The following is a 26,093-nucleotide window of genomic DNA, read 5'->3' as shown; positions in this document are numbered from 1 at the left end:
TGTGCTGGGCATGGTGAACGCAGAGATCGGCGTAATCGGCGGCTCCGGCTTCTACTCCTTCCTCGACGACGTGACCGAGGTCCAGGTCGACACGCCCTACGGGCCGCCCAGCGACTCCCTCTTCCTCGGCGAGATCGCCGGCCGCCGGGTCGCCTTCCTGCCCCGACACGGACGCGGCCACCATCTGCCGCCGCACCGCATCAACTACCGGGCCAACCTTTGGGCGCTGCGCTCCGTCGGCGTGCGCCAGGTGCTGGGCCCGTGCGCGGTGGGCGGTCTGCGCCCCGAGTACGGGCCGGGCACGCTCCTCGTGCCGGACCAGCTGGTGGACCGTACGAAGTCCCGGGCCCAGTCGTACTTCGACGGGCTGCCGCTGCCCGACGGCACCGTGCCGAACGTGGTGCACGTGTCCCTGGCCGACCCCTACTGCCCCACCGGGCGGGCCGCGGCGCTCAAGGCGGCTCGCGGCCGGGACTGGGAGCCGGTGGACCGGGGCACGCTGGTCGTGATCGAGGGACCGCGCTTCTCTACCCGCGCCGAGTCGCTGTGGCACCAGGCGCAGGGCTGGTCCGTGGTGGGCATGACCGGTCATCCGGAGGCGGCGCTCGCCCGCGAACTGGAGCTCTGCTACACGTCGTTGACGCTGGTCACCGACCTGGACGCGGGCGCCGAGACCGGTGAGGGCGTCTCGCACGACGAGGTGCTGCAGGTGTTCGCGGCGAACGTGGACCGGCTGCGGGGCGTGCTGTTCGACGCGGTGGCGGCCCTGCCGGAGAACGCGGCACGGGACTGCCTGTGCACGAACGCGCTCGGCGGGATGGACCCGGGGTTCCCGCTGCCGTAGCACGGGCGCCAGGGCGGTCACCGAGCCGCCAGGCTGCTGTGGAAAACGGGCGGAACTCCTCGTTCGGGTGGCGGAGTTGTCCACAACCCGTGGGTAGCACACGGGCTCCGACGCGTTTCGGCGCGAGGCCTCATCGTGGCCTCGCAAGCCGATTCCTCGTCGCAGGTGGTGATCCACATGTCCGTTCCCCCAGCCTCCTCCCCCGTCTTCCCTCCTCCCCTTCGCGTCCCGCGCCCGTTGGGCACGGACGCCCCCGCCACCTGCGAGGTCCCGCACTTCGACCCGGTGCGCGTACGCGGCGGGAGCCACCGGCTGGGGCGATTGCTGCGGCACCGCAGGCGGGCCCTCGCGGCCGGCCTGGCGGTCACGGCGACGGCGCTCGTCGCGGCCGGGCCCCGCGCCGCCACGGATCCCCTGCGTGCCGAGCGGCCCCGGAAGCATCCGGTCACCCAGCCGGTACGGCGGCACGCCCCGCCCGTGGACATGGTGACGGCGCCGGTGCGGATCGCCGACGCCGCCACGGTCCTTCTGCTGCGCCCGGGCGACCGGGTGGACGTCATCGCCGCCGGGGATCCCGCGACGGGCGGGGAGGCCCGGGTGATCGCGCGCGGGGTGCGTGTGAAGGAGCTGCCGGAGCCGGTCGAGGGGACCTCGGAGAGCGGGGCGCTGGTGGTGCTCTCGGTTCCGCGTGCCGTCGCGGCACAGCTGGTCGGCGCGAGCGCCACGGCACGGCTGGCGGTGACGGTGTGCTGAACAGCCTGGGGAAATTTCTTGGCCGAATCCTGTCAAGTCGCTCGTTCGACCTGCCGGATTGGGCACGATGGCCGCATCGTGACGTAGGTTGCGGAGCGCTTTGTTCCACACCCCGTACACGCGAGGAGAGTTCCCGAGGTGAGCGAGAAGCAGGATCCGGGCATATGGCAGGGCTTCAAGGCCTTCCTGATGCGCGGCAACGTCGTCGATCTGGCAGTCGCGGTGGTCATCGGCGCCGCCTTCACGAACATAGTCAACTCGGTAGTGAAGGGACTCATCAATCCGCTGGTCGGCTCGATCGGCACGCAGAACCTCGACAGCTACAGCTCGTGCCTGAAGGACCCGTGCGCGTTGAACCCGGACGGCACGGTGAAGAGCGGCATCCGGATCATGTGGGGCTCCGTCCTCGGGGCCACGCTGAGCTTCGTGATCACCGCGGCGGTCGTGTACTTCCTGATGGTCCTGCCGATGGCGAAGTACCTGGCCCGGCTGGAGGCCCGCAGGAGGGCGAAGGAGGGCACGCGCGAGGTCGTCGAGGTGACCGAGCTGGAGGTGCTGAAGGAGATCCGCGACGCCCTGATCGCGCAGCGCGGGTCCGGGCACAACGGACGCTAGCGAAACTGCCGCGCGCGGTCCGGGCCACGGCGCGGGCCGCTCGGCGGTGGTGGGTCCGTGCGATGGCGCGGACGGCTCAGAGGTGGTGGGGCGGCTTCTCGTCGAGGAAGCGCTTGAGGTCGGCCGCGGAGTCCCCTTCCGGCCGCTCGCCCCAGCCGCCGTCCGTGTCGTCCGACGACTGCCGGTCCAGCGGGTCGTCGAAGATCAGCGCGGCCTTCGGGTCGCGCGGCTCGGGCTCGGGTGCGGCGGTGCTCATGCCTCAAGAGTACGGTCCGTCCGTTCCCGGCCCGGCCGTGGCGGCCGCCGACCCTGGGCCCGCGCCCTTCTCATCTCTGGCTCACCACCTCTCGTCCCCGGCTCACCTCCCTCCGCTCGTGAACTCGTTCACAAGCTTTCGGTGTCCTTTTCTGCTGTGCTGGACGCATGACGTCGAGTTCCGCTCCGGCGCCCGCTTCCCAGGGCGCGCCCCAGCACCTCCGGCCGCTGCGCCGGCTCACCGCGCGCGGGCGCGACGAAGCCCACCGCGTCGCCTCCCCGCTCGAGCTCTTCTTCGACCTGTGTTTCGTGGTGGCCATCGCACAGGCGGGTGGGGAGCTGGTGCACGCCGTCGCGGAGGGCCATCCCGGCATGGGCATCCTCAACTACGCGATGCTGTTCTTCGCCATCTGGTGGGCGTGGATGAACTTCACCTGGTTCTCCTCGGCGTACGACAACGACGACGCGCTCTACCGGGTCGTCACCCTGATCCAGATCGCCGGCGTGCTGGTGCTGGCGGCCGGCATCTCGCGGGGCTTCGCGGACCACGAGTACATGGCGGTCTGGCTGGGCTACGTGATCATGCGGCTGGCGATGGCCGCGCAGTGGCTGAGAGCCGCACGATCGGCGGAGGGCGCGGAGAGAACGATGGCGCTCCGGTACGCGGGCGGCGTGCTGCTGTGCCAGGTCGGCTGGACGGGCCTGGTGCTGCTGCCGGAGCACGCGCGCGCCTGGGTGTTCCTGGTGATGGCGGTCGTCGAGATGTGTGTGCCGCTGTACGCGGAGAAGGCCTGTGCGACCTCGTGGCATCCGCACCACATCGCGGAGCGCTACGGGCTGTTCACGATCATCGTGCTCGGGGAGACGGTCGCGGCGGCGACCGTCGCCGTGAAGTCGGCCGTGGCCGAGCATGACGCGCTGGGCGAGCTGCTGCCGATCGCCGCGGGCGGTCTGCTGATCGTCTTCTCCGCGTGGTGGATCTACTTCGTGGTGCCGATCCACGGCCATCTGCGCTCCAACAGGCAATCGTTCCTGTGGGGTTACGGCCACTACCTGATCTTCGCGTCGGCGGCCTCGATCGGCGCGGGCCTGGAGGTGGCCGTGGAGCAGGCGGTCGGCACGGCGCACATCTCGACGCCGGCGGCCTCGGCGGCCGTGACCCTGCCGACGGCGCTGTACCTGCTGACCGTGTGGGCGCTGCACTCGCGGTACTTCAAGGTCGGCATCGCCCAGCAACTGGTGCTGCCGGTGACGGCGCTGCTGGTGATCTGCTGCACCTTCCTGGGCGACCGGGCGGTGCCGGCGGCGGGCCTGGTGTGCGCGCTGGCGGTGGCGACCGGGACAACCCTGACGGCGCGCATGGTCGGTCGGGAGCGCCCGGCGAAGGCGACCGCGGGCGCCGCCTGACACTCCGGAAGCGGGGCGGTCTGGGCCAGACTGGCCGTCATGACAGTTGACGCATTGACGGACGTGGCCGGGCTGCGGGTGGGACACGCGTCGCGCAGCGGCGACGGCTGGCTCACCGGCACCACGGTGGTACTTGCTCCCGAGGGCGGCGCGGTCGCCGCGGTGGACGTGCGCGGTGGCGGTCCGGGTACCAAGGAGACGGACGCGCTCGACCCGCGCAATCTGGTGCAGCGGGTGGAGGCGATCGTGCTCGCGGGCGGCAGCGCCTACGGGCTCGACGCGGCGTCCGGGGTGATGGCCTGGCTGGAGGAGCGGGGGCGCGGGGTGCGGGTGGGAGCGGATCCGGCGCACGTCGTGCCGGTGGTGCCCGCCGCCTGCGTCTTCGACCTGGGGCGGGGCGGGGACTTCCGGGCCCGGCCGGACGCGGCCATGGGGCGCGCGGCGATCGAGGAGGCCGCGGCGAGCGCGTCCGGGGCGCCGGTGCGGGAGGGGTGCGTGGGGGCCGGTACGGGCGCCGTGGCCGGGGCGCTGAAGGGCGGGGTGGGCAGCGCGAGTGCGGTGCTGGAGTCGGGGATCACGGTGGCCGCGCTGGTGGTGGCCAATGCCGCCGGCGCGGTGATGGATCCCGAGACGGGCGTGCTGTACGGGGAGTTGTTCCAGGGGCGCGTGGAGTACCCCGAGGAGCGGGTGCACGACGCCGCGCGCCGGCGGCTGGCCGAGGCCGCCGCCGACAACGGGCTCCCGCCGCTCAACACCACACTCGCGGTGGTGGCGACCGACGCCGACCTCTCCAAGGCGCAGGCGCAGAAGCTGGCCGGGACGGCGCACGACGGGATCGCGCGCGCCGTGCGGCCGGTGCATCTGCTGCACGACGGGGACACGGTGTTCGCGCTGGCGACGGGTGCGCGCCCGCTCGACGCGAGCCCGCTCGCGCTCAACGAGATTCTCGCGGCCGGCGCGGACCTGGTGACGCGCGCCGTCGTGCGCGCCGTGCGCGCCGCCGAGTCCGTGGCCGGGCCGGGCGGAGTGTGGCCGTCGTACGGGGAGTTGTACGGGGCGCGGTGACAGTGGCGGGGGCGCGCCCCGACTGTCGCGCGTCCTCGCTGATTGTCCCGGTTCTGTCACGTGATGGCGTTCACGGCCGCCCGGTGGAACCCGAACCCTCGTCGGCGCCCTCTCTCTCCACGCACTGGAGCGGATCACGCACATCACAAGAAATGGAGCAGCCCGTGACAACGCCGGACATTGCAGCGCGGCGCGCACTGGGGGCCTGTGCCGCCCTGATGGTCGGCGCCCTCACCCTGACCGCCTGCGGCGGCAACGCCAGCGCCAAGAGCGACGACAGCAAGGGCGGGCAGGACAGCGCCGCCAAGACGTCGACCGCGAAGATCGTCATCTCGGCGAAGGACGGTTCGACCGGCGCGTCCATCAACTCGACCGGCGTGCAGGTCAGCGACGGCAAGCTGACCGTCGTGAAGATGACCGTGGCAGGGTCGGGGCAGGCCGTGGATGGCACCCTCTCGGCGGACGGCAGCGCCTGGAAGCCGAAGGAGCAGCTGGAGCGCGGCACGAAGTACGAGATATCGGCGACCGCAAAGGACTCGAAGGGGCTCACGGCGGCGGCCAACTCCATCTTCACCACCGTCAATTCGGCGAACAGCTACATCGGGACGTACACGCCGGACAACGGGACGACGGTCGGTGTGGGGATGCCGGTCTCGTTCGACTTCGACAAGGTCATCAGCGACAAGAAGGCCGTGCAGTCGCACATCACGGTCACGTCCAGCAGCGGCCAGCAGGTGGTGGGGCACTGGTTCGGCTCGCAGCGGCTGGACTTCCGGCCGCAGGATTACTGGAAGGCCGGCTCCAAGGTCACGATGAAGATCGACCTGGACGGGGTCGAGGGCGCGAACGGCGTCTACGGGGTACAGAAGAAGACGGTGACCTTCACCGTCGGGCGTTCGCAGGTCTCCACGGTCGACGCGAACACGCAGACCATGACGGTGGTCCGGGACGGCAAGACGCTCAAGTCAGTGCCGGTGTCGACGGGCAGCCCGGAGCACACGACGTACAACGGGCAGATGGTGATCTCCGAGAAGTTCACCCAGACCCGGATGAACAGCCAGACGGTCGGCCTGGGCGGGGAGTACGACATCCCGGACGTGCCGCACGCAATGCGGCTGACGCAGTCGGGGACGTTCATCCACGGCAACTACTGGTACAACAAGGGCAACCCGCCGTTCGGGCGCGAGGGCACCAGTCACGGCTGTGTGGGGCTCGCGGACGCGCAGGGCGCGCAGGGCGACACGACGGCCAAGTGGTTCTACGACAACTCCCTCATCGGTGACGTCGTGATCGTGAAGAACTCCCCCGACAAGACCGTGCAGCCGGACAACGGGCTCAACGGGTGGAACCTGTCGTGGAGCGAGTGGACTGCCGGAAACGCCGCCTGACCGGCTGGTTTTGACAGATCGTCGGGCCGCGCGGGAACTTTTCGCGCGGCCCGCGTGTTTTCCCGGCGTACGTTTTCTCGGTTCCCGGACATGATGTCCGATCGAGGGGCTACGGTATGCACCCACAAGGTGACATGCAGCAACGCCGGGAGAAACCTTGAGCGTTCCGTACGAGACGGCAGCGTACGAACCAGCCGAGTCGCCCGAGTCTCCGGAGGAGCATCTCGCGCGGCTCCTGGGCCGTGCCCTGAACTCCTTCGAACTGCCCGACGAGGCGGTAAGGCAGCTGGACTGCGCGCTGGCGCACGACAGTTCGCTGCACTCCGCGCACCACAGCGCGGGGCTGCACCGGGAGACCTACCGGCACACCTGGCTGCTCGCCGACGGCTCGGCGGTCACTCTGTGGGAGCTCGTGCACAACACCGCGCCGGGCAGCGCCCCGCAGGCCGAGGTGTACGTCGATGAGGAGGAGCTGCGGGCCGCGACGGCGCGGCTGCCGCTGCCGCCGGACGCCCCGGACTTCGAACTGCCGGTGCTGATGACGCTGGCGGCCGTCCCCGAACCCCGGCACATGTACGTACCGGACGACTCCGCGGACCATGCGCGCCGGCTTCTGCGCCGTGCGGAGAACCCCGACCGGCCGGACACGGAGACGGCTCAGGTGCTGGCGACGGCGTTCGCGCACCAGATCACCCAGGCGTTCGGACGACCGGGGCGGGCGGGCCGGACCGCACTGAGTTTCTCGCTCTACGAGCACGCGTTCCTGCTGAGCGACGGCCGGGAGCTGTCGCTGTGGGAGGTCGAGCACACGGCGACGCCGGACGGCCGGCACATGTGCGAGGTGTATCCGTCGGAGGACGCGGCCCGGGCGGCCATGGAGCGACGGGCGGCGCGGCGGCCTTGAGCCGGGCGCACCGGCCCAGCGTGCCTCAGCGGCCGCCAAGTCGGCGTACCAGGCCGGCGAAGGCGTCCTGTTCGGCCGGGGTGAGTTCCACGGACTCGCGTGGCGGGCCGGCCTGGAGCTGGTGCGGGTGGCCGGGGAGGAAGCGGCCCGGGTGCCAGGCGGTGGCCTCGCGGCGGGTGTGACGCAGCACGCGCATCAGGACGACCACCCAGGCGACGGTCGCCAGAGCGAGGGCGGTCACTCCGATCAGCTGGAGGGGCGCGACGTGCTCAGACATGCGTCCCAGTACACACCACGGTCCGGGACTTTGGCCCCGGACCGTGACGTATCTCGCAGGTGCCGTGAACAACTCACAGCGAATCAAAGGGACAAGAGGGTGCGGGTGATCAGGCCGCGACGGGCTGCTTGGTCTCCTTCGTGGTGGCGGCCGGGCCGGCCGCGGAGCCGCCCGCCGGGGTCTGCGGGGCCGGCTTGCGCAGGCCCTTGAGGATGACTACCAGGGTCGTGGTGACACAGACACCGGCGGCGATGGCGATCAGGTAGAGGAACGGGTTGCCGATCAGCGGGACCACGAAGATGCCGCCGTGCGGTGCGCGCAGGGTGGCGCCGAAGACCATCGACAGGGCGCCGGTGATCGCGCCGCCGACCATCGAGGAGGGGATGACACGCAGCGGGTCGGCGGCCGCGAACGGGATCGCGCCCTCGGAGATGAAGGAGGCGCCCAGGACCCAGGCGGCCTTGCCGTTCTCGCGTTCGGTCTCGGTGAAGAGCTTGCCGCGCACGGTGGTGGCCAGGGCCATCGCCAGGGGCGGGACCATGCCGGCCGCCATGACCGCCGCCATGATCTTCATCGCGGAGTCGCTGGGGTTGGAGACCGCGATACCCGCGGTGGCGAAGGTGTACGCGACCTTGTTGACCGGACCGCCGAGGTCGAAGCACATCATCAGGCCGAGCAGGGCGCCCAGCAGGACGGCGTTGGAGCCGCTGAGGCCGTTCAGCCAGTCGGTCATGCCCTTCTGTGCGGAGGCGATGGGCTTGCCGATGACGACGAACATCAGGAACCCGACGATCGCGGAGGAGATCAGCGGGATCACCACCACCGGCATGATCCCGCGGACCGCCGCCGGGATCTTCACCTTCTGGATCGCCAGCACCACACCACCGGCGATCAGACCGGCGACCAGGCCGCCGAGGAAGCCCGCGTTGATGGTGGACGCGATCATGCCGCCGACGAAGCCGGGCACCAGACCCGGCCGGTCCGCCATGCCGTAGGCGATGTACCCGGCCAGTACCGGGACCAGGAAGCCGAAGGCCACGGCGCCGATCTGGAAGAGCAGGGCGGCCCAGCTGTCGCTCTGGGTCCACACGAAGTGGGTCATGACCGAGGGCGCGGACTTGATCTCGTAGCCGCCGATCGCGAAGCCGAGGGCGATCAGGAGACCGCCGGCCGCGACGAACGGAACCATGTAACTCACGCCGGACATCAGCCACTTGCGCAGCTTGGTGCCGTAGCCCTCGGACTCGTCGCCGGCCCGCTCGACCGGGGTGGGCGCCGATCCGGAGGTGACTTCTCCGCGTTCGGCCCTGGCGCGCACCTCGCCGATCAGCTCGGCGGGGCGGTTGATGCCCGCCTTCACGCCGACGTCGACGGTCGGCTTGCCGGCGAAGCGGTCCTTGTCGCGCACGGGCACGTCGTGCGCGAAGATCACGCCGTCCGCGGCCGCGATGACCTCGGGATCGAGCCGGGTGAAGCCGGCCGAGCCCTGCGTCTCGACGACGAGTTCGACGCCCGCCTCGCGGCCCGCGTTCTCCAGGGACTCGGCCGCCATGTAGGTGTGCGCGATACCCGTGGGGCAGGAGGTGACGGCGACGATACGGAAGGGGCGCTCGGCAGTCGCCTCCGCGCCGGAGCCCGGGGTGGGCGCCTGTGCCGTGTTTGCCGCTGCGGCGCCGGCGGAGGCCGCCGCCGGCGTCGCAGCGGTGCTCTGGGAGGCGCTCACGGCGCCCTCAGCGGCGCTCGCGGTGCCCTTCGTGCCCGCGCCGACGCCCGTGTCACCGGCGTCCGCGGCCTCCGCGCCGTTCGTGGGCGCCTTGTCCCCCCGGATCAGTGCCGCAGCCGTCTCCGCGTCGCCCGCCGACCGCAGCGCGTCGGTGAACTCGCTGTTCATCAGCTGGCGGGCCAGTGAGGAGAGGATCGTGAGGTGGGCGTCGTCGGCGCCGGCGGGGGCCGCGATCAGGAAGACGAGGTCGGCGGGGCCGTCCGCCGCGCCGAAGTCGATGCCGGCGGCGCTGCGCCCGAAGGCGAGCGTCGGCTCGGTGACGTGGGCGCTGCGGCAGTGCGGGATGCCGATGCCGCCGTCGAGGCCGGTCGGCATCTGGGCCTCGCGGGCGGCCACGTCGGCGAGGAAGCCCTCCAGGTCGGTCACCCGGCCCAGGGCCACCATGCGCTCGGCGAGGGCGCGCGCCGCCGCTTCTTTGGTGTCGGCGGACAGGTCGAGATCGACCAGGTCCGCGGTGATCATGTCGCTCATCGCGGGCTCCTATGCACGCGTATCGCCCGGGGTGTGGGGTGGGCGGTTTCGGGGACGGGGGTGCCGTGGGGGGCGGGGTGGGAGGAGGGGCCGGGGAAGCCCCGCCTCCCGGGGACGCCGGGGCGGCTCAGGGTGCCCCGTCGGCCCGTCGGTGCGGCGAGTAAAGAGGAGGAACCTCGCCGCTCCTGGGCCGGTTGTCGGCGGGCGGCGCCGGGGAGGAGCGCGGTCGCGTGCAGGGTCGTACGAGCGTTCATGACACCGGCTCCGTAAGTTCGCGGTCGACGGGGACGCGGTCGGTGACGGTCACCGCCGTGGGGTCCAGGTCGGCGGGGGTGGGCATCACGCTGCCGGGCAACTGGACGGCGGCGGCGCCGTGGGCGACGGCGGAGGCGAGGGCCTTGGGACCGCTGCCGCCGGCGATGAGGAATCCGGCGAGGGAGGAGTCGCCGGCGCCGACGTTGCTGCGGACGGTGTCCACGCGGGCGCTCGCGAACCAGGCGCCGGCGTCCTCCACGAGGAGCTGGCCGTCGGCTCCCAGGCTCGCGAGGACGGCGCGTGCGCCCATGCCGCGCAGCTCCTCGGCCGCCTTCAGCGCGTCGCCCACCGTCGCCAGGGGGCGCCCGACGGCCTCCGCGAGCTCCTCGGCGTTCGGCTTCACCACGTCCGGGCGCTCGCGCAACGCTTCCAGCAGCGCACGTCCCGAGGTGTCCAGCGCGATGCGCGCGCCCCCGGCGTGCGCTCGGGCGACCACATCGGCGTACCAGGACGGCGCGAGCCCTCGCGGCAGGCTCCCGCAGCACGCGATCCAGTCCGCGTCACGGGACTGCTCGCGCACCGTCTCCAGGAGCAGCTCCTGCTCCGCCCGCGAGAGTTCCGGACCCGGCGCGTTGATCTTGGTGAGCACCCCGTCGGACTCCGCGAGAGCGATGTTCGAGCGGGTGGCTCCGGCGACCGGGACCGGCGCGACCTCGATGCCCTGCGCGTCGAGCAGGTCGGCGACGAGCGCGCCGGGCGCACCACCCAGGGGCAGCACGGCGACCGTGCGCCGGCCGGCGGCCGCGACGGCGCGGGAGACGTTCACGCCCTTGCCGCCGGGGTCCATGCGTTCGCCGGTGGCGCGGATGACCTCGCCGCGCTCCAGGGAGGGCACCTCGTAGGTGCGGTCGAGGGAGGGGTTGGGGGTGACGGTGAGGATCATGGTCGTACCGGTCGTGCCGTTCGTCGCGTTCACGCTGTCCGTGGTGCTCATGCTCGTACTACTTCCGTGCCGCCGCGCTCGATGGCGGCGGCGTCCTCGGGGCTCAGCCCGCTGTCGGTGATCAGCAGGTCCACGTCGCTCAGGTCGCCGAAGCGGGCGAAGTGCTCCTGGCCGTGCTTGGCGGAGTCGGCGAGCAGGACCACCCGGCGGGCCGCGGCGACGGCCGCCCGCTTGACCGCGGCCTCGGCGAGGTCGGGGGTGGTCAGGCCCTGTTCGGCGGAGAAGCCGTTGGCGGCGACGAAGAGGACGTCCGCCCGGATCTCGCTGTACGCACGCAGCGCCCAGGCGTCCACGGCGGCGCGCGTGCGGTGCCGTACGCGCCCCCCGACCAGGTGGAGCTGGATACCCGGGTGGTCGGCGAGGCGGGCCGCGATCGGCAGGCTGTGCGTGACGACGGTGAGGGACGCCTCCAGCGGGATGGCCCCGGCGAGGCGGGCGACCGTCGTGCCGGCGTCGAGGATCAGGGTGCCCTCGGTCGGCAGTTCCGAGACGGCGGCCTTGGCGATGCGGTCCTTCTCGTCGGCGGAGGTGGACTCGCGTTCGGCGAGGTCCGGCTCGAAGTCGAGGCGGCCGGCCGGGATGGCACCGCCGTGCACCCGGCGGACCAGGCCGGCGCGGTCGAGGGCCTTCAGGTCGCGGCGGATCGTTTCCGCGGTGACCTGGAACTCCTCGGCGAGCGACACGACGTCCACCCGGCCGCCGTCACGGGCAAGCCGGAGGATCTCCTGCTGCCGCTCCGGTGCGTACATGCCCTGCGCCTCCGCTCCAAGATACGTCCGACTGGTGTCCGGCGCGTGTCCGACTACGTCCGACTCGTGCCCGAACTTGTGGTTTCGCTGGAGGCTACGCCCGGATTTCCGGAAAGTAAACAGGTTCGGGCTTCAACCGGGCATGGCCGGACTTCCGTGCCGTCCGGAGGGGCGGGAGAGGAGCACGGAAGACTCCTTCGCGCATGCGGAAGGGCCCGGCGCCAAGAGGTGGCCGGGCTCTTCGCCAGGGGCGTGCTCAGGGGCGCGCTCGGGAGGCGTGCTCAGGGGACGAGCGCGGGCTCGTCCTCCGGTTGCGCCGGGAGAGCCTCCTGCGCGCCGCCGCCCTCCACGTGCTGCGCCGGGTGCTTCGGCAGGGCGGACATCAGCAGGAACATCACGGCCATGACGGCGGCCACCCAGAGCAGTGCGTGCTGGAAGGCGTGCACGAACGCCGGGCCGAGCCGGTCCGGGGTCAGGCGGTCGTCGATGACACCGAAGAAGACGACCGAGACCAGGCCGAGGCCGAGCGCGTTGCCCATCTGCTGCACGGTGTTGATCAGGCCGGAGGCGGAACCGGCGTGCTCGCGCGGCACCTCCGACAGCACCGCGTCGGTCAGCGGGGCGACGATCAGGCCCATGCCCACACCCATCACGACCAGCGGGAGGGCCATCTGCCAGGAGGCGATGGCGAGGCCGTAGCGATCGGACTCCCAGATGTAGAGCAGGACGCCCAGGCCCATCACCAGGGCGCCCGCCTGGAGCACCTTGCGGCCGAAGCGCGGGACCAGTTTCTGCACGGACAGGCCGGCCGCCACGGAGACGGCGATCGAGAACGGCACCCCGGTCAGACCCGCGTGCAGCGGGCTCCAGCCGAGGCCGTTCTGCATGTACAGCGTCCAGACCAGGAAGAAGATGCCGAGCGCGACACCGAAGACGGTCTGCACGGCGATGCCGGCGGCGAAGCTCTTCACCCTGAACAGGGACGGTTCGATGAGCGGGGAACCGTCGCGGGCTGCCTTGCGGCGTTCGTACGCCACCAGCGCACCGAAGACGACGAGCGCCCCCGCCATCGACGCGTACCCCCACAGCGGCCAGCCCAGCTCGCGGCCGCGGGTCAGCGGGTAGAGCAGCATCAGCAGGCCGAGGGTGACCAGGGCGACACCGACGAGGTCGAGCTTCAGGGCGTGCGGGGCCTTGGATTCGCTGATGTAACGGCGACCGAGGAGCAGGGCCGCGATGCCGACCGGGAGGTTGATGAGGAAGATCGGGCGCCATTCGAGGCCGAGGACGTTCCACTCCGTCAGAAGGGCGCCGAGCAGCGGGCCGGAGACCGCGCCCAGCCCGACGATCGCGCCGAACAGGCCGAAGACCTTGCCGCGCTCGTGCGCGGGGAAGGTGGCGTGCACGATGGAGAGGACCTGCGGGACCATCATGGCGGCCATGCCGCCCTGCAGGATGCGGGCGGCCACCAGCATCTCCGGGTTGGCGGCGAAGCCGCACAGGGCCGAGGCGAGGGTGAAGCCGCCGACACCGAGGAGGAAGATCCGTTTGCGGCCGTGAATATCGCCGAGGCGGCCTCCGGTGATCAGGCCGGCCGCGAAGGCGAGGGCGTAGCCGGCGGTTATCCACTGGATCTGGCTGAAGGAGGCGTGGGCGGTCCGCTGGATGGAGGGGATGGCGATATTGACGATCGTGACGTCGACCAGGTCCATGAAGGCGGCGGTCATGACGATGGCCAGGGCCAGCCAGCGGTGCGGTGCGCCGGGAGTGGCCGACGTTTCGAGCGCCGTCGGGGTCGCTGTGGCGGGTTGCCTGCGGGTTCGTCGTGGTTGAGTGCGCAGTTCCCCGCGCCCCTTTGCGGCGTTGTCGTCAACGGAAGTCATGTCGCCAACGTAGGTCGCGAGTAGGTCAGATCCTGTCCTAGTCGTAAGGCATCCTCTGGTGCATGACGACAGACACTCCGGCTCGACTGCTCCAGCTGCTGTCTCTGCTCCAGACGCCCCGCGAATGGCCCGGCGGTGAGCTGGCCGACCGGCTCCGGGTGTCCCGGCGCACCGTGCGGCGGGACATCGACCGGCTACGGGAACTGGGGTATCCGGTGGAGGCCAGCAAGGGGGCCGACGGCGGGTACCGGCTGGTCGCCGGGAAGGCGATGCCGCCGTTGCTCCTCGACGACGAGGAGGCGGTGGCCATCGCGGTCGGGCTGCGCGCCGGGGCGGGGCATGCCCTGGAGGGGGTGGACGAGGCGTCCGTACGGGCGCTGGCGAAGCTGGAGCAGGTGCTGCCGGCCCGGCTACGGCACCGGGTGACCACGCTTCAGGCCGCGACCACGCCGCTGACCAGTGGGGACGGGGCGAGCATCGCGCCGGAGACGCTGACCGTGATGGCGTCGGCGGTTGCGGGGCGGGAGCGGTTGCGGTTCACCTACCGGGCGGCGGACGGAAGCGAGACGCGGCGGCAGGCCGAGCCGTACCGGCTGGTGTCGACGGGGCGGCGGTGGTACCTCGTGGCATACGACGTCGATCGTGACGACTGGCGGACGTTCCGGGTCGACCGGGTGAGCGAGCCGTTCGCGACCGGGGCGCGGTTCGCTCCGCGGGAGTTGCCGACGGGGAGTGCGGCGGAGTATCTGCGGCGGTCGATCCAACGGCAGCAGGAGACGTACGAGTTCGTGGTCGCCTTCGCCGGGACGGCGGAGGAGGTGGGGGCCCGGGTGCCGGGGTGGCTGGGGACGCCGGTGGACGAGGGGGGCGGGTGGTGTGTGGTGCGAGGAACCACCGGGGATCCGAAGGAGTGGCTCGCGGTGCGGCTGGTGATGGCGGGGTGCGAGTTCGTGGTGCGGGAGCCGCAGGAACTCGTGGAGTGTGCGAGGGAGTTGGGGGGTCGGTTGGTGCGGGCCGGCGGGGCCGCGTGAGCGGGCGGCCGGACGCCTCCCAGGTCCTTTGGACACCCGAAGCCCTACAGGCGCTGGAGCACTTTCAGGTGTCGGCGGCCCTCCAGACGCCGGCGGCCCTTCAGGCACTGGGGAGGCGCGTTTGCCCGCGGCCCGGCTTGAGCAGCCGTATCCGCTACGTCTGCTCTCCCCAGGCGAACCCGCGCAGATCCGCCAGGTTCCGCAGCGCGAGGGCCGCCGGTCCCTCCGCGTCCGACGGGGACGCCGTGCCCGCCGCCCAGGACTCCACCGCCACTCGGACCGCCGCGCCGGCCACCGCCGAGGCGAAACGGAGGTGCGGGGTGGGGGCAACGTTGTCGGCGGTGTCGGGTGCGGTGCGCTCGGCCAGGATCGTCGCCAGGAGGTCTTCCGAGGACTGGCAGACCTCCGCCCACACCTTGCGCAGGGCCGGACTGGTGTCGGCGAGGTGGATCAGGGTGCGCACCCATTCCCAGGACGCCGCGGAGACGCCCACGCCGGGGGTCAGGGTGTGGTGGACGGCGTGTTCCAGTGCCTCCGGGACCGAGAGGGCCGCCGGGGCCGCCCGTACGGCCTCCGCCCAGCGCTGGGCGCCCGCCGCGTAGAGCGGGGCGACCGCCTCCTCCTTCGTGGCGAAGTAGCGGTAGAACGTGCGGGGCGCGATGCCGGCGGCGTGTGCGATGTCCTCGGCGCGGGTGGCTCGCAGGCCCTGCCGTACGAAGAGGCCGGCGGCCGCCCGGGCGATCTCCATCCGGGTCTCCGCCTTGCGCCGCTCCGTCAGGGAGACACCGGGAGGATCCTGTCGGGAGGTGTTGCCGGTGGTGCTGGGGGTGCTCACCTCGGCAGGCTATGCCGCTGTGGCAGAATCTGCCATCCGGTGGTTCACCCCGTGGTTCAGGTACGGGGTGGGCCACCGTTCCAGCATGCGGAAGAGACAGAACCCGGCAAACGCGCGGCGCCGTGACGGGCCGCGCCGAGCCGGGTGGCCGCGCAACAGCCGACAAATGTCCGCCGGATGCTCGCCGGGTGCTCGCCGAACAATGGAGCCGGGCTCCGGCACCCGGGGGGGTTGGGCGCCGAAGCCCGGCTCTGCGGAAGTCCCGGCGCCGGGGGGATTGGTGCGTCGGGACGTGGCTCACTGAGGGGTCGTCATACGTCGTCGTCGGAAGTCGTCGTCAGAGATCGTCGCGGGCTGCCCCGCGAGAAGCCCGCTGTTCTCCTGAGCCGGCTGCTCCGGCCAGGTCCTCAACTCCCCGGCCCGGATTGGTTGTTCCCTACACGCGGAGCCTTGAAGCGGCGGTACCGCGCCATGTTTGCGCCGTCTTTCGCCACCCGGCGCACGCGCTCGGCGTGAATGGCTCCACGCGCGCCCCCAGGCTCGCGAGCCCGCACACACCCGGGAGCCCCCGCGGACCCGCGAGGCTCGGGGAGCTCCCGCAGACGCGGGAGCCCCATGCGCCGAGCCGCCCCCGACTCTCTTACGCCGCCGGCTCGAACCCCGTGCTGCGGGCCAGCTTCTTCAGCTCCAGCAGCGCGTGCTTCTCGATCTGACGGATGCGCTCACGGGTCAGGCCGTGCTCCTTGCCCACCTCGGTCAGCGTGCGCTCGCGGCCGTCATCGATGCCGTACCGCATCTTGATGATGGAGGCCGTGCGCTGGTCCAGGCGACCGATCAGGTCGTCCAGTTCCTCGCTGCGCAGCAGGGTCAGGACGGACTGCTCGGGGCTGACCGCCGACGTGTCCTCGAGGAGGTCGCCGAACTGCGTCTCGCCCTGGTCGTCCACCGCCATGTTCAGGGACACCGGGTCACGGGCCCAGTCGAGGACGTCGATGACGCGCTCGGCGTTGGAGCCGAGCTCGGCGGCGATCTCGGCGGGCTCCGGGTCGCGGCCGTGCTCCCGGTTGAACTCGCGCTGGACGCGGCGGATCCGGCCCAGCTCCTCCACCAGGTGGACGGGGAGCCGGATGGTCCGGGACTGGTCCGCGATGGAACGGGTGATCGCCTGGCGGATCCACCAGGTGGCGTACGTGGAGAACTTGAAGCCCTTGCGGTAGTCGAACTTCTCGACGGCACGCACCAGGCCGGCGTTGCCCTCCTGGACCAGGTCCAGCAGGGGCAGGCCACTGCGCGGGTAGCGTCGGGCGACGGCCACGACCAGGCGGAGGTTGGAGCGGATGAAGACGTCCTTCGCCCGCTCGCCGGCGGCGACGAGCGCCTCCAGCTCCTCGCGGGTGGCGTCCGACCCGGACTCCTCCTCGCCGTCGAGGACCTGCCGCGCGAACACACCCGCCTCAATGGTCTGGGACAGCTCGACTTCCTTGGCGGCGTCGAGGAGCGGTGTGCGCGCGATCTCGTCGAGATACATGCCGACCAGATCGCGGTCGGCGATCTCGCCGCCATGGACGCGGCGAACACTGCTTGCCGAGTCGGCCGTCTCGCCGGTGGCGGACTGACGACGGGCGACGGCACGGGTTGCCATGCGGTGCTCCCTTGCGATGGTGGGCGGGCGGGGTGGTCCTATCCGGTTCTTCTCGGTCTTCCGGTGGATGCTCGGCGCTCGGCCGGCGGCGCTGCGGAGTCCGCTTCTGGAACTCCCGGCGTTCTGGTCTTGTGCCCGGCATCCGAAGGAAACAACGACTGGAATCCGGACAGAATTCCCATGCCGCCCTCCGATTTTTCTGATCATGCAGTACCCTGTCGGACCGACCGAGGGGGCGTGATGTCGCCAGAACGTACAGAGGTGCAGGTCAGGCCGGGAGTCGAGGGAGACCTCGAAGCCCTCACGAACCTCTACAACCACTACGTACGTGAGACGTCCATCACATTCGACACGGTGGTCTTCACGCCGGAAGAACGTCGTGCATGGCTGCTCTCCCACCCGGAAGACGGCCCGTACCGCCTGATGGTTGCCACGCCGGCGGACTCACAGGAGATTCTCGGGTACGCCACATCCAGCCCTTACCGCGCGAAACCCGCCTACGGGACCTCGGTGGAGACCACGGTCTACGTCGCCCCGGACGCCGACGGACGCGGCATCGGCACCCTTCTCTACAAGGCCCTCTTCGAGGCGCTCGCCGGCGAGGACCTGCACCGTGCCTACGCGGGCATCGCCCAGCCGAACGAGGCGTCCACCCGGCTGCACGAGCGCTTCGGCTTCCGGTACGTCGGCACGTACCGCGAGGTGGGCCGCAAGTTCGGCCGCTACTGGGACGTGGCCTGGTACGAACGCCCGCTCTAGCCGAACTGCACGGACCGCTTGGCCATCCCCATCCAGAACCCGTCGATCACCGACTTCTGCGCGTCCAGCTCGCCGCCGGCCTCCGCCGCGCCCATGGTGACGAAGAGCGGGGCGAAGTGCTCGGTGCGCGGGTGTGCGTAACGGCCGGCCGGCGCCTTGTCGAGGAAGTCCAGCAGGACGTCCCAGTCACGGTGCTCCAGGGCCCGGTGCCCCCAGTCGTCGAACTCCGAGGACCAGGACGGCACCCCGGCCCCGGTGTGGCGCAGGGCGGCCAGGTTGTGGGTGAAGAAGCCGGAGCCGACGATCAGCACGCCCTCGTCGCGCAGCGGGGCGAGCCGGCGGCCGATCTCCATCAGCCGGACCGGGTCGAGGGTGGGCATGGAAATCTGCAGGACAGGGATGTCCGCGGCCGGGAACATCTCCACCAGGGGCACGTACGCGCCGTGGTCGAGCCCGCGGTCCGGGATGTCCTGCACGGGGGTGCCGGGGGCGCGCAGCAGCTTGCGTACGGACTCGGCGAGCGCGGGTGCGCCGGGGGCCGCGTACCGCACCTGGTAGTAGTGCTCGGGGAAGCCCCAGAAGTCGTAGACGAGGGGGACGGTCTGTACGGCACCGAGGGCGAGGGGGGCCTCCTCCCAGTGAGCGGAGACCATCAGGATCGCCTTGGGGCGGGGCAGACCGGCGCTCCAGGCGGCCAGTTCGCCGGGCCAGACCGGGTCGTCGGCGAGCGGCGGCGCGCCGTGGCTCAGATAGAGGGCGGGCATGCGCTCCCCGGAAGCGGCGGGTCGCTCCTGTGCGGCGGCGGTCATGACGGCGGCTCCCTCCACGGACGGGAACCCCCAGGGCCCCATGTTTTAACTCTCAAGCTTTCCGTGAAACACCATACGCCCCACTTGTTTAACCTTCAAGGAGAGGCCTCGTACAGTGGGATACATGAATACGGCACCCACCTCCGCGACCGCCGCCGGGGATCGCTGGCTCAGCGACGAAGAACAGCGCGTCTGGCGCTCGTATCTGCACGCCACGACCCTGCTGGAGGACCATCTGGACCGTCAGCTCCAGCGGGACGCGGGGATGCCGCACATCTACTACGGCCTGCTGGTCGGACTCGCCGAGGCGCCCGGGCGGCGGCTGCGGATGACCGAGCTTGCCATGGGAGCGAAGATCACCCGGTCCCGGCTCTCGCACGCCGTCGCCCGCCTGGAGAAGAACGGCTGGGTGCGCCGGGAGGACTGCCCCTCCGACAAGCGGGGCCAGTTCGCCGTCCTGACCGACGAGGGCTCCGAGGTACTGCGCCGTACCGCGCCGGGCCATGTGGCCGCCGTACGGCAGGCGCTGTTCGAGCGGCTGACCCCCGAACAGCAGCAGACCCTCGGCGAGATCATGCAGATCGTCGCCGAGGGCCTGCAGCCCAACGAAGCGGGCGCGGACCTGCCCTGGCTCCGCTGAGGAGCTCAGGACAGGCCCGCGTGCGGGTACCCGGTCGGCCGGTGGTGGCTCAGAGGCTCAGTGGGCGACCACCGGGATCGCCACCTCGTCCTCCGCGCCCTCGCCCGAGGCCACCGTCGTGGTGTCCGGCTTGCCGGCGTTGACGAAGGTCACCACGACCACGGCGGCCAGCACCAGCATGCCGACGGCGACCCAGATCGCGTTGGCGTAGCCGTGCACCGCGCCCTCCATCTGGACCAGCTGCTGCTGCGACTTGGAGGTCGCGGTGGCGATGTGGTCCTTGATGTACGACGTCGTCGCGGAGGCGGCGATCGTGTTCAGCAGGGCGGTGCCGATCGCGCCGCCCACCTGCTGCGAGGTGTTGACCATCGCGGAGGCGACACCGGCGTCCCGGGGCTCGACGCCGAACGTGGCCAGGGACATGGCCGGCATGAACGCCGTACCCATGCCGAGACCGAGCAGCAGCATCGCCGGCAGGATCGTCGAGGCGTACGACGAGCCGATCTCCATCTGGGTCATCACCAGCATGCCGGCCGCGGCGACCAAAAAGCCGGGGCCCATCAGCGCCCGGGCCGGGACCCGGGTCATCAGACGGGTGCCGATCTGGGTGGAGCCGACCATCATGCCCGCGATCATCGGCAGGAACGCGAAGCCGGTCTTGATCGGCGAGAAGCCCTTGATGACCTGGAGGTAGTAGGTCAGGAAGAGGAACGTGCCGAACATCGCGATGATCGCGATACCGAGGGAGAGGTAGATACCGCCGCGGTTGCGGTCGAGGACCACGCGCAGCGGCAGCAGCGGGGCCTTGACCCGGGTCTCGGTGACGACGAACGCGGCCAGCAGCACCACGGAGGCGACGAACAGGCCGATGGTGGTGGCGTCGCCCCAGCCGTCGGACTCGGCGCGGGTGAAGCCGTAGACCAGGGAGACCAGGCCGAGGGTGGACAGGAGCACGCCGGGGATGTCGAGCGGGTTGCGGTTGCGGCCGCCCTCCGGCTCGCGGATGACGAAGTACGCGCCGAGCGCCGCGACGATGGCGAACGGGATGTTGACGAAGAACGTCCAGCGCCAGTCCAGGTACTCGGTGAGCACACCGCCGAGGATGAAGCCGACGGCGCCGCCGCCACCGGCGATCGCGCCGTAGATGCCGAACGCCTTGGCACGCTCCTTGGCGTCCGTGAACATCACGGCGAGCAGGGAGAGCGCGGCCGGCGCGAGCATGGCGCCGAAGACGCCCTGCAGGGCGCGGGCGCCGAACATCATCGCGCCGCTGGTCGCCGCGCCGCCGAGCGCGGAGGCGGCGGCGAAGCCGGTCAGGCCTATGACGAAGGCCCTCTTGCGGCCCCACAGGTCGGCGATCCGGCCGCCGAAGAGCAGCAGACCGCCGAAGGCGAGGGCGTAGGCCGTGACGACCCACTGCCGGTTGCCGTCGGAGATGCCCAGGTCGGTCTGGGCGGAGGGCAGTGCGATGTTCACGATGGTGGCGTCGAGGACGACCATCAGCTGGGCGAGCGCGATGAAGACCAGCGCTTTCCAGCGGTTGGCGTCACCGGACTGCGCCGGTGCGCCGGGAGCCTTGGCGGCTGTTTCGGACATGGGGGTACCCACTTCTTGACTTCGTGAATGCGTGACGGAAAGTCGGTGCTTCGTTACGGAAGGTCGGCGACACGGGCCGGAAGGCCGGCGTTCATGACGGAAAAAGGGATCGGTGGAGCGCAGACGGTGGTCGGTGCGGAACAAGGGGTGCGCGCAATGAAGGACCGGCGCTCGGTCCGAAACTGATCGGCCCCCCGTGGGACGGTGCGGTCGCTCTCGGTCGTTCAGGCCTGGCGGAGGTCCTCCATGGTCACGGCCGTACCCGGCAGGGCGGAGCGGGCCGGGGCCCGCAGTCCGTCCAGGAACAGCTGCAGAAGACGGTGGACGAAGCGGTCGCCGACCAGGCAGTCGGTACCGAACGGGGGCCGGCTGAGCTGAGCCACGGCGATCATCACGTCGCCGACACCCACGTCCGGGCGGAGCTGCCCGGCCGCCTTGGCGCGGTCCATGAGCTGCTCGATGAGCTGCTCACAGCGCTCGCGCGCCGCTTCCAGGTCGGGGTGGTTCTTGTCGAAGGTGCTGGAGACCATCGGGCACAGCGCGCTGACCCGCTCGTCGGCGGAGGCGTGCACGAACCTCTCCAGCGCCCCGAAGGCGTCCCCGGTCTCCGCGAGCGCGAGTTCGGCCGCTTCCGACGTCCGGTCCATCACGGAGCAGACGACCTCACGGACGAGCGCGTCACGGTCGGGGAAGTTGCGGTACACCGTGGCGTTGCCGACGCCGGCCCGGCGGGCGATCTCATCGAGCGGCACGTCGGGGCCGTACTCGGTGAACATCTCGCGGGCGGCGATGACGATCCGCTCCCGGTTGCGCAGGGCGTCGGCGCGGGGCCGGGGCGCCTTGCGCACGGTGGGGATTGCGGTCGCGGTCTGCACGGCGCACTCCTTGTCTGGTGGTCTGGGTGATGCTCTGGGCTTCCACGATCCGGGGATCCGTTCCCCGTTTCGCTCGGACACAGGTCTAAACGGGGAGAGGGTCCCCGGTTATTTCCACACCCTCTCCTCATCTTATGTGACCTGCATCACATCTTCCGGGCCGGGGAATCGCACGATCGGCCTCTCCAGCGCGCGCCCGCCGCCCCGCCGACACAGGGTGATCGAGAGGGTGCAGCCGGAAACCGGCGGCTGCCGTGGCGCGAAAGGTCCATGCATGCAGCCGCAGCCCAGCCGCCCGATACCCGCGCGCCGAGACACCCCACGCGCCCCGCGCACGCCACCCACCACGCACACGCCACACGTCACGCACAGCGCGCACCCGCCGCGCGCCACGCGCACGTCACGCTCCCCGCGCACGCCCCCGAGCCGCGCGATACGCCACCGCCGTGCGGTCTCCCTCGCCGCCGTGACCGTGCTGATCCTCGCGGTCGGCACCTCGGCGGGCACCGGACACCCCACGGCGGCGCCCACGCCGGCCGGCGCCGGCCCGATCGCGCTGGCCCGCTCCTCGACCTACGGCCCCTGCCTGATCAGCGGCGCCCACGAGGTCCAGATGACCGAGGGCATCCCCACCCCGGGCGGCTACTCCCGCTCCACCGGCACCGTGCACGCCCTGACCCTGATGGTCGACTTCTCCGACGCGCCCGGCCAGGGCAACGCGCTCGACCGCTACCACGAGTTCTTCCCGCGGACCCAGGACTGGTTCCGCACCGCCTCCTACGGCAAGCTCGACTACCAGCCGGCGGCCCCCGTCGACCACTGGCTGCGGATGCCCAAGCCGTTCGCGGCGTACGGCATAGAGCGCGGCGCCCCCTTCGACCCCGGCTACCGGCAGCTGGTCCAGGACATCGTGGCCGCCGCCGACCCGGACGTGGACTTCCGGTCGTACGACCTCCTGAACGTGCTGGTCACCCCGAACGCCGGCCCCTCCGCCCTGGACACCGTGCTGTCGGTGACCTTCGCCGGCAACTCCGACGCCCCGGTCGCCGACGGCGTCCCGGTCGCCAACGCCTCCTTCGTCTACTCCCGCCAGGACGACGGCTCCGGCTCCTACGCGCAGACCGGCTACCGGGTCCTCCCCCACGAGAACGGCCATGTCTTCGGCCTGCCCGACCTCTACACCCAGGAGGGCGGCGGCGCGGTCGGGCACTGGGACATCATGAGCGAGGACTGGGGCGCCGACAACGACCTCCTCGCCTGGCACAAGTGGAAGCTCGGCTGGCTCGACGCCGACCAGGTCAGCTGCGCGGCCACCCGCGGCAGCACCGACTACACGCTGACCCCGCTCTCCCGGGCCGGCGGCCACAAACTGGTCTTCGTCCCCGTCGACGCCCGGACCGGCTACGCCCTGGAGGTCCGCACCAAGGGCGGCAACGACGAGGACGTCTGCCGCCCCGGCGTCCTCATCTACAAGGTCGACGCGAACGTCGACACCGGCCGCGGACCGATCAAGGTGTACGACGCCCACGGCGACACCGGCGGCTGCACCCGCAGCCCCAACGTCCAGGCGGAACTCTCCGACGCCCCGTTCGGCCCGGGCGAGACCTTCAAGGACCCGAAGCACGGGATCGAGGTGCGGGTGGCGGACGTGGACGCGGAAGGGAACTACCGCGTGCAGGTGACGCGGCGGTAGCCGGCCCGGCCGGGGTTTACGGTGGGCGTGCCCTGATCGCCCTGCCGGAGATCGCCGGCGTGTCCTGATCGCCCTGCCGGAGATCGTGGGCGTGCCCTGATCGCCGTGCCGGAGATCGCGGAAGCCGCCGTACCGGAGAGTCGATGACCACCCCCCTGTCCCCCGCCGCGCCACCGCACGATCCGCCGGCCGAGGCGGTCGCTCCGCTCGTCCGGGGTGTGGCCGTGCTGGCGGCGCTGACCGAGGCGGGCGGGACGCTGAGCGCGAGCGCACTGGAACGGCGTACGGGCCTCGCCCGTTCCACGGTCGACCGGATCACCGCGACCCTCGCCCGCACCGGATACGTCCGCCTGGACGGCCGGGACGCGGTACTCACCCCGCGCGTGATGGAACTCGGCAACGCCTACCTGGCCGCCCTCCGCCTGCCCGCCCTCCTCGACGGGCACGCCGACGCCCTCGCCGACGAGCTGGACGAGTCCGTCTCGCTCGCGGTCGCCGACGGGGACGGCATCCGCTTCATCCACCAGGCGACCCGCCGCCGCGCGATGTCCGTCAGCTTCCGCATCGGCGACCTGCTGCCGGCCGAACGCACCGCCCCCGGCCCGCTGTTCGCCGCGCAGTGGACGGAGCCGGAGTGGACGGCCTGGCGGGCCCGGCGCGCGGCGGACCCGGCCGACGCGGGTTTCCCGGCCGTACCGCCCCGCGGCACCACCGCCGACGACTTCGCGACGCGGGCGGACCGGGCCCGCCGGGACGGCTGGGCCCTGGACGACCAGCTGATCGAACCGGGCCTGGTCGCGGTGTCCGTCCCCGTGCGCGACCCGGCCACCGGCCGGGTGGCCTGCGTGGCGAGCGTCGTCAGCCACACCAGCCGCCACACGGCGGCGGAGCTGCGCACCGCGCTCCTGCCCCGCCTGCGTACGGCGGTGACAGCGATGGAGCGGGAACTGCGCGAGGCCGCGCCGCCGCGGCCGGGCCCGCCGCCCTCCGGCCTGGCCGGCTGGACCACGGCGTCCAAGCACGAACTGGGCCGCGACTTCGTGGAGTCCCTGGCCCGCGGCCTGACGGTCCTCACGGCGTTCGGCGAGGGCCGCTCGGCCCTGACCCTGACGGACGTGGCGAAGGCGACGGGCCTGGCCCGGGCCACGGTCCGCCGGGCCCTGATCACCTACGAGCACCTGGGCCTGGTGACCGCGCAGGACCGCACCTTCACCCTCACCCCCCGGGTACTGTCGCTCGGTTACCCGCCGCTGTCCCGCACCACCCTCGCCCGCCTGGCGGCCCCCCACCTCCGCGCCCTCACGGACCGGCTGCAGGAGCCGACGGCCCTGGCCGTACCGGTCCCGGGGGCGGACCCGGCGGAGATCCAGTACATCGCGGTGGCGACCGCGAGCCGCGTCCTGACCGTGGACATCACGGTCGGCACCCGCCTCCCGGCGGCCCGCACCTCCCTCGGCCGGGCCCTCCTCGACCCCGACGGGCCACCCGGATACGCCCTCGCCGACGAGGAACTGGAATCGGGGCTGCGCTCGATCGCGGTGCCGGTACGGGACCGGACCGGCCGCCCGGTCGCCGCCCTGAACGTGGCCACGCACGCGGCCCGCCGCTCCCTGGAGGAGTGTGTGACGGACGTCCTCCCACACCTGCGCACCACGGCGGACCACATCCAGACCGACCTGCGCATCGCCTCCCGCTTCACCCGCGTGCCGCTCTCCTGAACCAGGAACACGGCCGCATCGCGAAAGCACCTGTGCCCCGGGCCCGGCCGAGCGCCTTCCGGCATCAGGCGGCGGCCTCGTGGCCCTGCCCGGACGAATCGGCGCGGCACCGGGTCGGAGGTTCGGATCGTTCACCATGTGCCCGCGGTAGACGGGCAGTTCGACACCCTGGACCGTTTCGGTGGGCCGGGAGCGCGGCTTGGCGTACTGGCCGGCGAGCCGGCCCACGCGCACCACCGGCCGGCCCGCGTTGACCATGACACCCGCCAGGAGGTCGAGCACCGCCGCCTTGCGGGCGATGTCCACGCGGCCGTTCTCCGCCCAGTCCTCGGCACAGTCACCGGCCTGGATGACCTGGGCGTGCCCCTGGGCGACCGTCCCGAGGTGGTCGCGCAGCCGGGTCGCGTCCGGGGCCTCGACGAGCGGCGGCAGCGCGCTCAGTTCCCGCCTCGCCCGCTCCGTCTCAGGATGACCCCGCCAATCGGGCTGCTGGAGAGCGGGGAGCGATTCGATGTAAGCGAGCTCGCTGTCCACCTCGGTTCCTCTCATGGAGATGAAGAAGGATTTCTTCGGCTGAACTCGTGAGTTGCTTTCACCGATTCTGCAGAATTACGGAATCACCGCGAAGGGGGGAATCGTTACTTCGTCAGGTTCCGGCGGAGCAGTATCAATTCATCCGGAGATCGGGGCGAATTCACACGGCCGGAAAACGGGGAGTTCCGGAAAGCACGGAGTACCGGGGGGGGGGGGGGGGCGGGGCGCGGGGGCGGGGGGGGGGGTGACGAAAAAAAAAGGCAACCAACAAGAAGACAGAGTCGGGGCTGTGGGGGGGGGGGGTGGTGT

23 protein-coding genes and 1 pseudogene are annotated in these 26,093 nt (G+C 71.6%); 12 read left to right on the top strand and 12 right to left on the bottom strand.

Annotated elements, in window-relative coordinates:
* Positions 1-10 precede the first annotated feature (10 nt).
* The 3 genes from ACWGJB_RS20035 (at position 11) to mscL (ending at position 2,212) form a co-directional block, all read left to right on the top strand.
* Positions 11-844 (top strand): S-methyl-5'-thioadenosine phosphorylase, encoded by an 834-nt coding sequence (locus ACWGJB_RS20035; protein ID WP_453381479.1) that lies wholly within the window; start codon positions 11-13, stop codon positions 842-844.
* Between the two features lie 177 nt (positions 845-1,021).
* Entirely contained in the window at positions 1,022-1,597 is a 576-nt protein-coding gene (locus ACWGJB_RS20030; protein ID WP_453381478.1) for a hypothetical protein, read from the top strand.
* 138 nt (positions 1,598-1,735) lie between these two features.
* Positions 1,736-2,212, top strand: coding sequence for a large conductance mechanosensitive channel protein MscL (gene mscL, locus ACWGJB_RS20025; protein ID WP_453381477.1), 477 nt, complete (start codon positions 1,736-1,738; stop codon positions 2,210-2,212).
* A gap of 76 nt (positions 2,213-2,288) precedes the next feature.
* On the opposite strand, the gene ACWGJB_RS20020 is transcribed toward mscL, so the two are convergent.
* Positions 2,289-2,468, bottom strand: coding sequence for a hypothetical protein (locus ACWGJB_RS20020; RefSeq protein ID WP_362570258.1), 180 nt, complete (start codon positions 2,466-2,468; stop codon positions 2,289-2,291).
* Between the two features lie 167 nt (positions 2,469-2,635).
* Between ACWGJB_RS20020 and ACWGJB_RS20015 the strand changes: the two genes are divergently transcribed.
* The 4 genes from ACWGJB_RS20015 (at position 2,636) to ACWGJB_RS20000 (ending at position 7,231) form a co-directional block, all read left to right on the top strand.
* The gene (locus ACWGJB_RS20015; protein WP_453381476.1) at positions 2,636-3,874 is read left to right on the top strand and encodes a low temperature requirement protein A; all 1,239 of its coding nucleotides are present in this window, start codon (positions 2,636-2,638) and stop codon (positions 3,872-3,874) included.
* Between the two features lie 39 nt (positions 3,875-3,913).
* On the top strand, positions 3,914-4,939 hold the full coding sequence (locus ACWGJB_RS20010; RefSeq protein WP_453381475.1) for a P1 family peptidase: 1,026 nt from the start codon (positions 3,914-3,916) through the stop codon (positions 4,937-4,939).
* Between the two features lie 164 nt (positions 4,940-5,103).
* Positions 5,104-6,327 (top strand): L,D-transpeptidase, encoded by a 1,224-nt coding sequence (locus ACWGJB_RS20005; RefSeq protein WP_453381474.1) that lies wholly within the window; start codon positions 5,104-5,106, stop codon positions 6,325-6,327.
* 157 nt (positions 6,328-6,484) lie between these two features.
* On the top strand, positions 6,485-7,231 hold the full coding sequence (locus ACWGJB_RS20000) for a DUF6227 family protein (protein WP_453381473.1): 747 nt from the start codon (positions 6,485-6,487) through the stop codon (positions 7,229-7,231).
* A 25-nt stretch (positions 7,232-7,256) separates the two neighbouring features.
* Here the strand turns inward: ACWGJB_RS20000 and ACWGJB_RS19995 are convergent, their stop codons facing one another.
* The 5 genes from ACWGJB_RS19995 to ACWGJB_RS19975 form a co-directional block, all read right to left on the bottom strand.
* Positions 7,257-7,508: a hypothetical protein gene (locus tag ACWGJB_RS19995; RefSeq protein ID WP_360489816.1), complete on the bottom strand. Its 252-nt coding sequence runs from the start codon at positions 7,506-7,508 to the stop codon at positions 7,257-7,259.
* Positions 7,509-7,617: 109 nt separating this feature from the next.
* Entirely contained in the window at positions 7,618-9,762 is a 2,145-nt protein-coding gene (locus ACWGJB_RS19990; protein WP_453381472.1) for a PTS fructose transporter subunit IIABC, read from the bottom strand.
* 250 nt (positions 9,763-10,012) lie between these two features.
* A complete protein-coding gene (pfkB, locus tag ACWGJB_RS19985; RefSeq protein WP_453381657.1) occupies positions 10,013-10,960 on the bottom strand; it encodes a 1-phosphofructokinase in 948 nt (315 codons plus the stop codon).
* A gap of 47 nt (positions 10,961-11,007) precedes the next feature.
* Entirely contained in the window at positions 11,008-11,769 is a 762-nt protein-coding gene (locus tag ACWGJB_RS19980) for a DeoR/GlpR family DNA-binding transcription regulator (RefSeq protein WP_453381471.1), read from the bottom strand.
* A gap of 281 nt (positions 11,770-12,050) precedes the next feature.
* Positions 12,051-13,652 carry an MFS transporter gene (locus ACWGJB_RS19975; RefSeq protein WP_453381470.1) on the bottom strand — a complete coding sequence of 534 codons (1,602 nt, stop codon included), beginning with the start codon at positions 13,650-13,652 and terminating at the stop codon, positions 12,051-12,053.
* A gap of 62 nt (positions 13,653-13,714) precedes the next feature.
* Here ACWGJB_RS19975 and ACWGJB_RS19970 point away from each other — a divergent pair, with 62 nt between their 5' ends.
* Positions 13,715-14,683, top strand: a complete 969-nt coding sequence (locus ACWGJB_RS19970) for a helix-turn-helix transcriptional regulator (RefSeq protein WP_453381469.1) — start codon at positions 13,715-13,717, stop codon at positions 14,681-14,683.
* Positions 14,684-14,837: 154 nt separating this feature from the next.
* Here ACWGJB_RS19970 and ACWGJB_RS19965 read toward each other — a convergent pair whose 3' ends face one another.
* Entirely contained in the window at positions 14,838-15,431 is a 594-nt protein-coding gene (locus ACWGJB_RS19965) for a TetR/AcrR family transcriptional regulator (protein ID WP_453381656.1), read from the bottom strand.
* Positions 15,432-16,158: 727 nt separating this feature from the next.
* On the bottom strand, positions 16,159-17,160 hold the full coding sequence (locus ACWGJB_RS19960) for a sigma-70 family RNA polymerase sigma factor (protein WP_453381468.1): 1,002 nt from the start codon (positions 17,158-17,160) through the stop codon (positions 16,159-16,161).
* Positions 17,161-17,400: 240 nt separating this feature from the next.
* Between ACWGJB_RS19960 and ACWGJB_RS19955 the strand changes: the two genes are divergently transcribed.
* Positions 17,401-17,919 (top strand): N-acetyltransferase family protein, encoded by a 519-nt coding sequence (locus ACWGJB_RS19955; RefSeq protein WP_453381467.1) that lies wholly within the window; start codon positions 17,401-17,403, stop codon positions 17,917-17,919.
* On the opposite strand, the gene ACWGJB_RS19950 is transcribed toward ACWGJB_RS19955, so the two are convergent.
* Positions 17,916-18,728 (bottom strand): dioxygenase family protein, encoded by an 813-nt coding sequence (locus tag ACWGJB_RS19950; protein WP_453381466.1) that lies wholly within the window; start codon positions 18,726-18,728, stop codon positions 17,916-17,918. The two genes, ACWGJB_RS19955 and ACWGJB_RS19950, sit on opposite strands and share 4 nt — an antisense overlap.
* A 124-nt stretch (positions 18,729-18,852) precedes the next feature.
* Between ACWGJB_RS19950 and ACWGJB_RS19945 the strand changes: the two genes are divergently transcribed.
* Positions 18,853-19,368 carry a MarR family winged helix-turn-helix transcriptional regulator gene (locus tag ACWGJB_RS19945; protein WP_453381465.1) on the top strand — a complete coding sequence of 172 codons (516 nt, stop codon included), beginning with the start codon at positions 18,853-18,855 and terminating at the stop codon, positions 19,366-19,368.
* A 57-nt stretch (positions 19,369-19,425) separates the two neighbouring features.
* Here ACWGJB_RS19945 and ACWGJB_RS19940 read toward each other — a convergent pair whose 3' ends face one another.
* Together ACWGJB_RS19940 and ACWGJB_RS19935 are read right to left on the bottom strand one after the other, a co-directional pair.
* On the bottom strand, positions 19,426-20,964 hold the full coding sequence (locus tag ACWGJB_RS19940; protein WP_453381464.1) for an MFS transporter: 1,539 nt from the start codon (positions 20,962-20,964) through the stop codon (positions 19,426-19,428).
* 224 nt (positions 20,965-21,188) lie between these two features.
* Positions 21,189-21,839 carry a TetR/AcrR family transcriptional regulator gene (locus ACWGJB_RS19935; protein ID WP_453381463.1) on the bottom strand — a complete coding sequence of 217 codons (651 nt, stop codon included), beginning with the start codon at positions 21,837-21,839 and terminating at the stop codon, positions 21,189-21,191.
* Between the two features lie 274 nt (positions 21,840-22,113).
* Here ACWGJB_RS19935 and ACWGJB_RS19930 point away from each other — a divergent pair, with 274 nt between their 5' ends.
* Both ACWGJB_RS19930 and ACWGJB_RS19925 read left to right on the top strand, forming a co-directional pair.
* Positions 22,114-23,532 (top strand): M6 family metalloprotease domain-containing protein, encoded by a 1,419-nt coding sequence (locus ACWGJB_RS19930; protein ID WP_453381462.1) that lies wholly within the window; start codon positions 22,114-22,116, stop codon positions 23,530-23,532.
* A gap of 143 nt (positions 23,533-23,675) precedes the next feature.
* Positions 23,676-25,250 (top strand): IclR family transcriptional regulator domain-containing protein, encoded by a 1,575-nt coding sequence (locus ACWGJB_RS19925; protein WP_453381461.1) that lies wholly within the window; start codon positions 23,676-23,678, stop codon positions 25,248-25,250.
* 162 nt (positions 25,251-25,412) lie between these two features.
* Here the strand turns inward: ACWGJB_RS19925 and ACWGJB_RS19920 are convergent.
* Positions 25,413-25,799 (bottom strand): annotated as a pseudogene (locus ACWGJB_RS19920) (3-deoxy-7-phosphoheptulonate synthase); the annotation flags it as partial.
* Positions 25,800-26,093: the final 294 nt, after the last annotated feature.

This window comes from Streptomyces sp. NPDC054813 (assembly GCF_053611365.1).
The sequence above is the reverse complement of the archived record's forward strand: the minus strand, read 5'-3'. Positions and strand labels throughout refer to the sequence as shown.

Excerpts from the sequence above, each read along its gene's own strand:
- ACWGJB_RS20020 (WP_362570258.1), bottom strand. The coding sequence starts at position 2,468 with ATGAGCACCGCCGCACCCGAGCCCGAGCCGCGCGACCCGAAGGCCGCG.
- ACWGJB_RS20010 (WP_453381475.1), top strand. The coding sequence starts at position 3,914 with ATGACAGTTGACGCATTGACGGACGTGGCCGGGCTGCGGGTGGGACAC.
- ACWGJB_RS19925 (WP_453381461.1), top strand. The coding sequence starts at position 23,676 with ATGACCACCCCCCTGTCCCCCGCCGCGCCACCGCACGATCCGCCGGCC.
- ACWGJB_RS19980 (WP_453381471.1), bottom strand. The coding sequence starts at position 11,769 with ATGTACGCACCGGAGCGGCAGCAGGAGATCCTCCGGCTTGCCCGTGAC.
- ACWGJB_RS19970 (WP_453381469.1), top strand. The coding sequence starts at position 13,715 with ATGACGACAGACACTCCGGCTCGACTGCTCCAGCTGCTGTCTCTGCTC.
- ACWGJB_RS19945 (WP_453381465.1), top strand. The coding sequence starts at position 18,853 with ATGAATACGGCACCCACCTCCGCGACCGCCGCCGGGGATCGCTGGCTC.
- ACWGJB_RS19940 (WP_453381464.1), bottom strand. The coding sequence starts at position 20,964 with ATGTCCGAAACAGCCGCCAAGGCTCCCGGCGCACCGGCGCAGTCCGGT.
- ACWGJB_RS20015 (WP_453381476.1), top strand. The coding sequence starts at position 2,636 with ATGACGTCGAGTTCCGCTCCGGCGCCCGCTTCCCAGGGCGCGCCCCAG.
- ACWGJB_RS19955 (WP_453381467.1), top strand. The coding sequence starts at position 17,401 with ATGTCGCCAGAACGTACAGAGGTGCAGGTCAGGCCGGGAGTCGAGGGA.
- ACWGJB_RS19960 (WP_453381468.1), bottom strand. The coding sequence starts at position 17,160 with ATGGCAACCCGTGCCGTCGCCCGTCGTCAGTCCGCCACCGGCGAGACG.
- ACWGJB_RS19950 (WP_453381466.1), bottom strand. The coding sequence starts at position 18,728 with ATGACCGCCGCCGCACAGGAGCGACCCGCCGCTTCCGGGGAGCGCATG.
- ACWGJB_RS19965 (WP_453381656.1), bottom strand. The coding sequence starts at position 15,431 with ATGGAGATCGCCCGGGCGGCCGCCGGCCTCTTCGTACGGCAGGGCCTG.
- ACWGJB_RS19995 (WP_360489816.1), bottom strand. The coding sequence starts at position 7,508 with ATGTCTGAGCACGTCGCGCCCCTCCAGCTGATCGGAGTGACCGCCCTC.
- ACWGJB_RS19990 (WP_453381472.1), bottom strand. The coding sequence starts at position 9,762 with ATGAGCGACATGATCACCGCGGACCTGGTCGATCTCGACCTGTCCGCC.
- ACWGJB_RS20035 (WP_453381479.1), top strand. The coding sequence starts at position 11 with ATGGTGAACGCAGAGATCGGCGTAATCGGCGGCTCCGGCTTCTACTCC.
- pfkB (WP_453381657.1), bottom strand. The coding sequence starts at position 10,960 with ATGATCCTCACCGTCACCCCCAACCCCTCCCTCGACCGCACCTACGAG.
- ACWGJB_RS19975 (WP_453381470.1), bottom strand. The coding sequence starts at position 13,652 with ATGACTTCCGTTGACGACAACGCCGCAAAGGGGCGCGGGGAACTGCGC.
- ACWGJB_RS19930 (WP_453381462.1), top strand. The coding sequence starts at position 22,114 with ATGCAGCCGCAGCCCAGCCGCCCGATACCCGCGCGCCGAGACACCCCA.
- ACWGJB_RS20030 (WP_453381478.1), top strand. The coding sequence starts at position 1,022 with ATGTCCGTTCCCCCAGCCTCCTCCCCCGTCTTCCCTCCTCCCCTTCGC.